The sequence below is a fragment of the Acidithiobacillus sp. TH-A35 genome (genome assembly GCF_057473505.1).
In genome coordinates, this window is sequence record NZ_JBYCKR010000190.1 from 1 (window position 1) to 8,030 (window position 8,030).

Annotated in this window: 8 protein-coding genes, 1 other RNA gene and 2 pseudogenes; 6 read left to right on the top strand and 5 right to left on the bottom strand. The window is 60.0% G+C overall.

Annotation, left to right across the window (positions count from 1 at the left end):
• Positions 1 to 236: pseudogene (locus AC2VNK_RS06610) on the bottom strand (50S ribosomal protein L25/general stress protein Ctc); the annotation flags it as partial.
• A 12-nt stretch (positions 237 to 248) separates the two neighbouring features.
• The gene (gene mrdA, locus AC2VNK_RS06615) at positions 249 to 2,159 is read right to left on the bottom strand and encodes a penicillin-binding protein 2 (RefSeq protein WP_486883233.1); all 1,911 of its coding nucleotides are present in this window, start codon (positions 2,157 to 2,159) and stop codon (positions 249 to 251) included.
• Positions 2,160 to 2,228: 69 nt separating this feature from the next.
• Between mrdA and AC2VNK_RS06620 the strand changes: the two genes are divergently transcribed.
• From AC2VNK_RS06620 to AC2VNK_RS06635, 4 genes are all read left to right on the top strand, one after another.
• Complete coding sequence (locus tag AC2VNK_RS06620) at positions 2,229 to 2,486, top strand: hypothetical protein (RefSeq protein WP_486883236.1); 258 nt, start codon at positions 2,229 to 2,231, stop codon at positions 2,484 to 2,486.
• 22 nt (positions 2,487 to 2,508) lie between these two features.
• Positions 2,509 to 2,823, top strand: a complete 315-nt coding sequence (locus AC2VNK_RS06625) for a cell division protein ZapA (protein WP_291524820.1) — start codon at positions 2,509 to 2,511, stop codon at positions 2,821 to 2,823.
• Between the two features lie 9 nt (positions 2,824 to 2,832).
• A non-coding RNA gene (gene ssrS / locus AC2VNK_RS06630) (6S RNA) lies at positions 2,833 to 3,013 on the top strand.
• A 2-nt stretch (positions 3,014 to 3,015) separates the two neighbouring features.
• Positions 3,016 to 3,630, top strand: a complete 615-nt coding sequence (locus AC2VNK_RS06635; protein WP_291524818.1) for a 5-formyltetrahydrofolate cyclo-ligase — start codon at positions 3,016 to 3,018, stop codon at positions 3,628 to 3,630.
• A 12-nt stretch (positions 3,631 to 3,642) separates the two neighbouring features.
• Here AC2VNK_RS06635 and AC2VNK_RS06640 read toward each other — a convergent pair whose 3' ends face one another.
• From AC2VNK_RS06640 to AC2VNK_RS06650, 3 genes are read right to left on the bottom strand one after another with little or no spacing between them, the layout of a single operon-like run.
• Entirely contained in the window at positions 3,643 to 5,433 is a 1,791-nt protein-coding gene (locus AC2VNK_RS06640) for a M61 family metallopeptidase (protein WP_486883234.1), read from the bottom strand.
• A 10-nt stretch (positions 5,434 to 5,443) separates the two neighbouring features.
• On the bottom strand, positions 5,444 to 5,989 hold the full coding sequence (locus AC2VNK_RS06645; RefSeq protein ID WP_291524814.1) for an isochorismatase family protein: 546 nt from the start codon (positions 5,987 to 5,989) through the stop codon (positions 5,444 to 5,446).
• 6 nt (positions 5,990 to 5,995) lie between these two features.
• Positions 5,996 to 6,649 carry a protein-L-isoaspartate O-methyltransferase family protein gene (locus AC2VNK_RS06650; protein ID WP_291524813.1) on the bottom strand — a complete coding sequence of 218 codons (654 nt, stop codon included), beginning with the start codon at positions 6,647 to 6,649 and terminating at the stop codon, positions 5,996 to 5,998.
• Between the two features lie 151 nt (positions 6,650 to 6,800).
• Here AC2VNK_RS06650 and AC2VNK_RS06655 point away from each other — a divergent pair, with 151 nt between their 5' ends.
• Both AC2VNK_RS06655 and AC2VNK_RS06660 read left to right on the top strand, forming a co-directional pair.
• Positions 6,801 to 7,739, top strand: coding sequence for an MlaD family protein (locus AC2VNK_RS06655; protein ID WP_486883235.1), 939 nt, complete (start codon positions 6,801 to 6,803; stop codon positions 7,737 to 7,739).
• A 4-nt stretch (positions 7,740 to 7,743) separates the two neighbouring features.
• Positions 7,744 to 8,030: pseudogene (locus AC2VNK_RS06660) on the top strand (ABC-type transport auxiliary lipoprotein family protein); the annotation flags it as partial.

Here is an 8,030-nt window from a genome sequence, read left to right on the forward strand (position 1 = left end):
AAGTCGCGAATCAGTGCTGTCTCATTGCCGTGGGGAAACTGCAGGGTGATGACGTGGGTGTATGCGCGCTCGTCGGGCAGCAATTTGCGCAGCAGGCGGGCTTCAATACTGAGACCTATCGCGGCCTTGCCATCACCATAAAGCACGGCGGGCACCATGCCGATACGGCGCAGGCGACGGCTGGCACGACGGCCGTTATCTTCACGCGGCTGGGCCGCAATCGTAAAATCTGTCATTTTCTGGACTCCTTATGGTATTGCGGATTGAGCGGGGCGAGGGTTGACAGAACCTTTCTCCCCAATGGCAAGGGGCGCATCATAATGCGCTGCGGCTTTTTCAGCAACCATTTCCGGAGTTTTTTCATCGGGCTGTAAATAGGCTTTGATCACCGCACGGGCCACCGGCAGGGCTTGCCAAGCGTTATGCCCGCCATATTCCACCACTACGGCGACAGCGATTTTGGGGTGATGTATCGGTGCCCAGCCAATAAAAAGGGAGTCGTTGTTATAGACAGTGCGACCATTTTTGTATCCCACCGGGACTTGTGCGGTGCCAGTCTTCCCGGCAATGGTGATGCCGGGAATGCTGATCGAATGGCAGGTTCCGCTGGCGACACAGGCTTCCATGCCTTTATGCACCGCATGCATGGCGTCCGCCGGGATGTGGAGACTAATGGGCGATGCATTGGGGATGGGCTCTGCCATGCCGCTATCCGGGTTGATGAAGGCTTTGGCCACCTGAGGCTGGACCAGATAGCCGCCGTTGGCGAGCGCGGAGACTGCCCGCGCCAATTGCAGGGGAGTCTCCAGCAGATATCCCTGACCGATCCCGAGAATGATGGAGTCCCCCGTGTACCAGGGGGCATGCAGATGCGCACGCTTCCAGGCGGGGCTGGGCACCAGGCCGCTGGCTCCGCCCGGCAGATCGATGGGTGGCTTGCTGCCGAAGCCAAATCGCCACAGGGTTTTGTCCTGTAGGGCGATACCCATCTTCACCGCGAGTTTGTAGTAGAAAACATCTACCGACCAGGTCAGTGCCTTGGTCAGACCGGTGTTGCCGAATCCTCCCCGGTTCCAGTCCCAGTAGGTGTGGCCGCCGAGCTGATAATTACCCGCACAGAAGGTATGGTAATCCGGCGCAATGACGCCTTCCTGTATCGCCTCTATGGAATAAAAGGGCTTGGCGCAGGAACCCGGCGGGTAGAGGCCATTGTCGGCGCGATTCATCAATGGGCGCCCCGGATTGTCCAGGAGACTCTGCCAGTGAACCGTGCTGATACCGTCCACGAACCAGTTGGCATTGAAGCTGGGACTGGTCACCATGGCCAGTATGGCGCCATTGTTCGGATTCATGGCAACGACCGCGCCGCGATACCCCTTACCCTGTAGGGCCAGTGCCCCGGCCTGCTGCACCCGCACCCGCAGGTGGGTGAGCAGATTGTCTCCGGGGTGCGCGGGGATATCGCGCAGGTTGCCCACCTGTAGGCCGCGGGCGTTGATATCCTTGATCTGATAACCCATGGTGCCGCGTAGCTGGCGTTCGTAATAGCGCTCCAGACCATTCTTGCCAATATAGTTGCGACCAACATAGTCACTGGCGTGAAAATCCTTCAGATCGGTGGCAGTAATAGGGCCGACATAGCCGACGACGTGGGAGAACAGTGCGTCGTAGGGATAATGGCGATGGAGCATGGCGACGACACGCACTCCGGGCAGATCCAGCGCGCGCACGGCGATAGCGGCGATCTGTGTCGACGTCAGATCGGCCTTGAGGACCACCGGATCGAAATCCGGTTTTCCCAGACGCCGGTCCTGAAATTGGCGCATATCGTCTGCACTCAGCCCGAGCATTTGCTGTAGACGCTGCAACGTCTGCCGCAAATGGGGCGTCTGGTCAGGGGTGATTTCCACGGCATATATGGGCTGGTTTTCCGCCAGCACCTCACCATGATCAGCAAGCACAAGGCCGCGGGGCGGGGCGACGGGAACGAGAGCCGCATGATTATCATAAGCCAGTGTACGGAACTTGGAAAAATGCAGCACCTCCAGGTCCATGACGCGCAGTATGACGACCAGAATCGCCAGCAGCATCAGGCCAGTCGCTACACCAAGCCGGAAGCGGAAGCCGCGGTTACGTTTGTTAGGATCAGAAAGAGGCATAATCGGGAACAACCTGATTCAGTTTGCAAATGGCTGGGGCGCTTCGTACACTCGGAGGCAAAATCCTTGGTGAGATGGGGTGGCGCAGTGTTGGAGTCCCGTTTTGAATCGCTGTTCGCAGAGCTGGAAGGCATTATAACGGATTATCGCGGCTTGCGTCGTCATCTGGAAGGAGACGGGCGTGACAAGCGTTCCCTGCAGGTTCTGCAAAAACAAATCCAGATGCTTGACGCCGAGAATATCTTGCTGCGGGAACGTCAGGAGGCGGTATGTCTGCGGCTCAGTGAGCTGCTCACGCAGGTGGGCCATTGGGAAAACGAAGGATAGAACCATACAGATGGAGAAAACCGTGCCTGAAGCAACTCGCAGTCCCACCACCAATCACGTCAACATCACTTTGCTGGGGCAAAGTTATCAGGTGCCCTGTCTGCCCGAAGAACAGGCACTGCTTCTGGAGGCGGTGGCACTGTTGAATCAACAGCTCGAAGCCGCCCGTGCACGGGGGCGAATGATCAGTAAGGAGCGCACCGCACTGATGGTGGCGGTCAACCTGGCTGCAGATCTGCAGCGCACCCGCCAGGAAGTGCGAGTGCGCGATGATCAACTCAATCTGCTGGAAGATCGCCTGCGCCGGCTGGTTGACATGGGTAAGGGGGCGGAGTAGCTTGGACATTGCCTCCTGCGGGGCGCGAGTGGTCGAGATGATTCCTGAACCAACATTGTCTATCCAGGGGATCCCCAGTCATCACCGTGGTGTGCAGCTCCTTCGTGGAGTAGCCTAAAGCGGTGTGTGGATTCCCACCTGTACACCAGGTTCATGGGGTAGCGGGCCGCACGACCCACGCGGGAGGTTTTTTTGTTTCAAGGGCTGGATGAGGTACCAGCAAAAAGCCAATTACGTCGACGGCTGCGCCAGCAGCGACGCGACCTGTCACCCGAGGCACTGCAGTGCGCCGCCATAGCGCTTTCTAATCACCTCGTGCGTCTCAACCACTTTCAGCGGGCCCGGCATATCGGACTCTACTGGCCCATGCAGGGCGAAATCAGCCCCTTGCCGCTCATGCAGCACCCGATCGCGGTCAACAAGCATTTTTATCTGCCGGTACTCGCCGGTCAGTTTGCACGTGGCCTCCGTTTTGCGCCTTTTAACCCGCATGCGGCCATGCGCAACAATCGCTTTCGTATCCCGGAACCACAGGTGTCTCCCAGTCATCAGCGTTCCGTACATGAACTGGATCTGCTGATCCTGCCACTGGTTGCCTTTGACGCGGAAGGTTACCGTCTGGGGATGGGCGGCGGTTTCTATGATCGCAGCCTGGCACATTTGCCGCATCGCCGCAGTTGGCGGCGTCCGCGGTTGATTGGGGTGGGGCATGCCTTTCAGGAAGTGCCGCGTGTGCCCAGAGAGCCTTGGGATATCCCTCTGGGTATTGTCTGTACGGAAATGGGTTGCTACAGAATCAGATCATGATGGTACGGAAGCTCAACGACTTTCCGCCGTTGTCCCCTCTAACCAGGCACGGCGACGTGCAAGGACGACCTCATCCACATCCTCCAGCGATTCCAGCCAGACCGTATCCTGTGGAGGCGAGGCGGGGGTCAGTTGAGTTTCCATAAGAATATCATCGCGGAAGAACTGAACACGTAACGCCGCGCCTGCGGGAGCCGCATCCAGTTGTGCCGGTAATTGTTCCGCTGTAGTCCGGACGCCATCAATGGCGATGAGAATGTCGTCCGGCGACAACCCTGCCTGCTCTGCAGGACCGCCACTCTGCACATGGCGCAACTGAGCACCCAGCGCGTGCGGACGCCAGTGCGCACCCAGCCAGACCGGCGGGGTTTTTTCGCAGGCCTGGCCGCCTTCATCCTGCGGGCCGTTGGCGGCGCGCAGGTGCAGCGCAATGCCCATTTCCGCCAACAGCGCGCGCAACGGCAGGTCGGTCTTCTCGGTAATCCAAGCCTCCAAACGCGCGGCGAGCGCTGATCCGGCGAGCGCCTCGACCAGATTGATGCATTGGCCTTCCGGCAGCGGTTTAGCGATGCGGCCGTAGTCTTGCCACAGCCGGGCGAGCAAGGTGTCGAGACTCCGGGTGTCTTCACTCTCGATACGCAAACTGAGGTCCAGACAGAGGGCCATCAGGGCGCCCTTGTTATAATAACTGATCTCAAAGTTGGCGCTGTTGACGTGGGGATGATAGAGCTTGATCCAGGCATCTTCACTGGATTCCACCAGACTTTGCAGGAAACGTCCGGGGCGGCGCAGCAAGCGGGTCAGCTCCTTCCCGACCCCGCGCAGATATTGCTCGGGTGTGGTCAGGCCGACGCGGCGCAGGCAGAGATCATCATAGTAAGAGGTGATACCCTCAAAGACCCAGAGGTCGCGGGTGGGCGCCTCGCGGTCCAGGGTACTGGCGCTGAGCACAGCGGGACGAATGGCCTGCACCAGCCAGCTATGGAAATACTCGTGACTGGCCAGACCCAGGAAGCGCTGATAATGGTCTTCGTTGCGGCCACTCAGGTCATCCCGGGCGCAGAGGAGGGCGCTGGAAGCGCGATGCTCCAATCCCCCATAGCCATCAGCACTGGTCATGCACAGAAAGTGGTACTCGGCAAAGGCGGCATCGCCCCAGAAACGCTGTTGCCAGTCACAGATGCGCGTCAGGTCGGAACCCAGCCGTTGCAGGTCTGCCTGATGGATTCCCTGAATGAGCAGGTGATGGGGCCGCTCTCCTGCCAAAAAGTCCAGCAGAGTGAGCGTGCCCATGAGCAGCGGATGATCAATGAGGGCGCGATACTCAGAGGCAACAAAGCTGCCCCAGCCCCAGGTTGCGCCGCTTTGCCGGGGGAGGGCTGTGGCCACCTGCCAGTCTTCCGGACCTTCCAGGAGGACTGCGTGCGCTTGGTCTTCCTGTCCCAGGACCCGCAAGTAGATGGCCGGGCCGTTGAAAAAGCCCCCCTGATCATCCAGATATGCCGTGCGTACTGAGCGGTCGAAAGCGTACACGGCATAATGGACGATGACCGGGCCATGCCCTGCAGCGAGACGCCAGCGGTCCTTACCGGTTTTGTGCAGGGCGACATCCTGCCCATTACGCTCTGCGCGGATTTGGGTCACATGGCGGGCGAGGTCGCGGATAGTATAGCTGCCGGGCACCCATGCGGGCAGGGCGAGGATCTGTCCTTCCGGATCCGGTTCGGAAATACTCAGAGATACCTGAAAAAGGTGTGCTTGTGGTTCGGCGCTGATCTGGTAACTCAGTGGGACAGAACTCAAGGCAGCACTCCTAACGCCAGGCGGCGGCAAGGGTGCGAAAAGCCGGGTGCGCCGCGTCGCCCAGCCACTCATAAAATACCGACTCAGCGACGGCGACTGTAACTCCCGCCTGCCGCAGCCGCTCCAAAGCGGGTTGCTGATGTTCGGCGTCACGGCTGGCGCAGGCATCGGCCACCACCACCGGTTGCCAGCCCCCTGCCTGCAGGTCCAGGGCGGTTTGCAGCACACAGATGTGGAGCTCTATACCGGTCAGGATGACCTGAGGTCGCCCGTCCTGTGCCTCCAGCCATTGGCGACTGTTGCTGCTGCGAAGGCAGGAAAAGGCGGTCTTTTCCAGGACATCGGCAGCATGGACGCGGATATCCTCACGGACTGGTCCCAGACCCTGCGGATATTGGGCGGTGGCAAGGGCGGGCAGCCCGAGGGCTGTGGCCGCCTCCAGCAGTTGGGTGATGTTGCGCAGCAGCAGCGCCCGTCGCACGGGGGAAAGGGTGCCGAGCAGGCGATCCTGCAGATCAACGGCGAGGATAACGCTCTGCGCGGCCTCGATACGCATGATCACTCAGAATACGAAGCCGACAGGCAGCGGCTTGTGACGCAGAGGCGGAACCTCTGTCTCGAAGAGTTCCGAGCTTTCAAAGATGCCCGGCTGGGAGTGGAAAATGCGCCGCACCCGCATGGCCGGGCCGGTGCCGAGAATGGCGATCAATCGTCCGCCGACCGCCAGTTGCTCTTTGAATGCATCCGGCAGCATCGGCAAGGAGCCGGTGATGCAGATGGCATCATAGGGGGCATTGCTTACCCAGCCGTTAGAGCCGTCACCAATGTGCAAGTGGGCATTTTGAACGCCTTGCACCCGCAAATGGCTTTCCGCCGTTCGGGAGAGGTCGGCGCGATCCTCGACACTATGTACCACCCCCGCAAGTTGTGCCATCAGGGCCGTCAGGTAGCCGCTTCCGGTACCGATCTCCAGGACCCGATCCGGTTCATGCAGATCCAGCTCCTGCAAGACCCGCGCCTCCATCTTCGGCGTCCACATGATCTCGCCATGCCCCAAAGGTAAATTAAAATCAGCAAAAGCCAAATGCCGATATGGGGTCGGCACGAAAAACTCACGTTTCACCTGCGCAACAGTCCCCAGCACACGGGGGTCGAGCACATCCCAAGTGCGGATCTGGGTGTCAATCATGGTACGGCGGAGGATGTCAAAGTCCATAGAGAATCAGGGTTCCAGTGGTTTTCCGCCATTTAGGCATGGGTCTTGTGGCAAGTCAATCCGTGCGCTCATTTGCGCGCGTGTCAGATGGTGATTGGCTTGGCGTCCGTCCTGTGCTCCAATAGTCGCTGATATTGCAAAGGAGTTCTCCTTGGAAAGCCGTGCACACGCGCTGGTAGCACTCGTCTTTTTGGCCATTCTGGGGGTCGGAGTGGCGGTAGTCGGCTTGTGGATGCATCGTAGTGAGCGGCCGGGTATCGCCTTCGACGTGATTTCCTCCTACAGCGTTGCGGGCCTCACCCTTCAGGCGCCGGTGCGCTTCAAAGGTGTGCGGGTGGGAGACGTGACCGCGATTGGCCTGGATCCGACGAATCCGCGCATGATCAGGGTGCGGATCATGGTCGATAAGGCGACGCCCATTACCCGCGCGACCTTCGCCGAACTGGCGCCGCAAGGGGTGACCGGGCTGAGTTATTTGTCCCTGACCGATCACGGCACCGACTTCACACCTTTGCCGAGGGTGTCCGGTCGACCCGCCGAAATCCCTATGCGTCCCAGCTTTTTTGAGGTGCTGTCCCGTAATGGCGAATCGCTGGTGAATCGGAGCAACGAGTTGGCTGACCGCCTGAACTCACTTTTAACTGACGAGAACCGCACACATTTTGCGCAGGCGCTTACCCACATGGACCAGGCCACAAACCAGTTGGTACGGATGGAGACGGCATTATTGCCGACCATTAAAGCCCTGCCTGCCATGGTCGCTGCCACCCGGTCCACCATGGTGGCGAGCCATCTGCTCATTGCCCATCTTGATGCGCTGACCGTGGCGGCGCAAGCGCCGCTGGCGGATACGGCGGAAGCCGCCAAGTCACTGCGTGGACTCAGTGTTGCTGGAGAACGGGCGGCGAACACCCTCAATTACGACACGTTGCCGCGGGTGAATCGCCTCACCCAAAGCCTGATGGCCAGCAGCGCGGCGCTAGCGGATCTCAGCCATTCGCTGAAGCGCTCCCCGCAATCATTGCTCTACGGCGATCGTGGCCCGCCGCCGGGACCGGGTGAGTCGGGCTTTTCCGCAGGAGGAAACTGAGCGCATGCAACACCCTCTTTCTAAATATTCACCCGCGGGGAAACGCATGGTGCTGGCAGGCATGGTTCTGCTCGCCGCTGGTTGTGCCAGCAGCGCCCCGTGGCAGGCACCTTATGATATTACGCCGTCGCATCCTCCCGCCCCTCTGGCCAGCACCAAAGGCACCACGACGGCGCTGCCCGTGCTGCGCTTGGCTCGCGTTAGCGCCGCGCATTGGCTGAAAACGGATGCCTACCAGTATCATTTGCTCTATCAGGAGCCACAGCGCCTGCTGGCCTACCGGGACGCCCG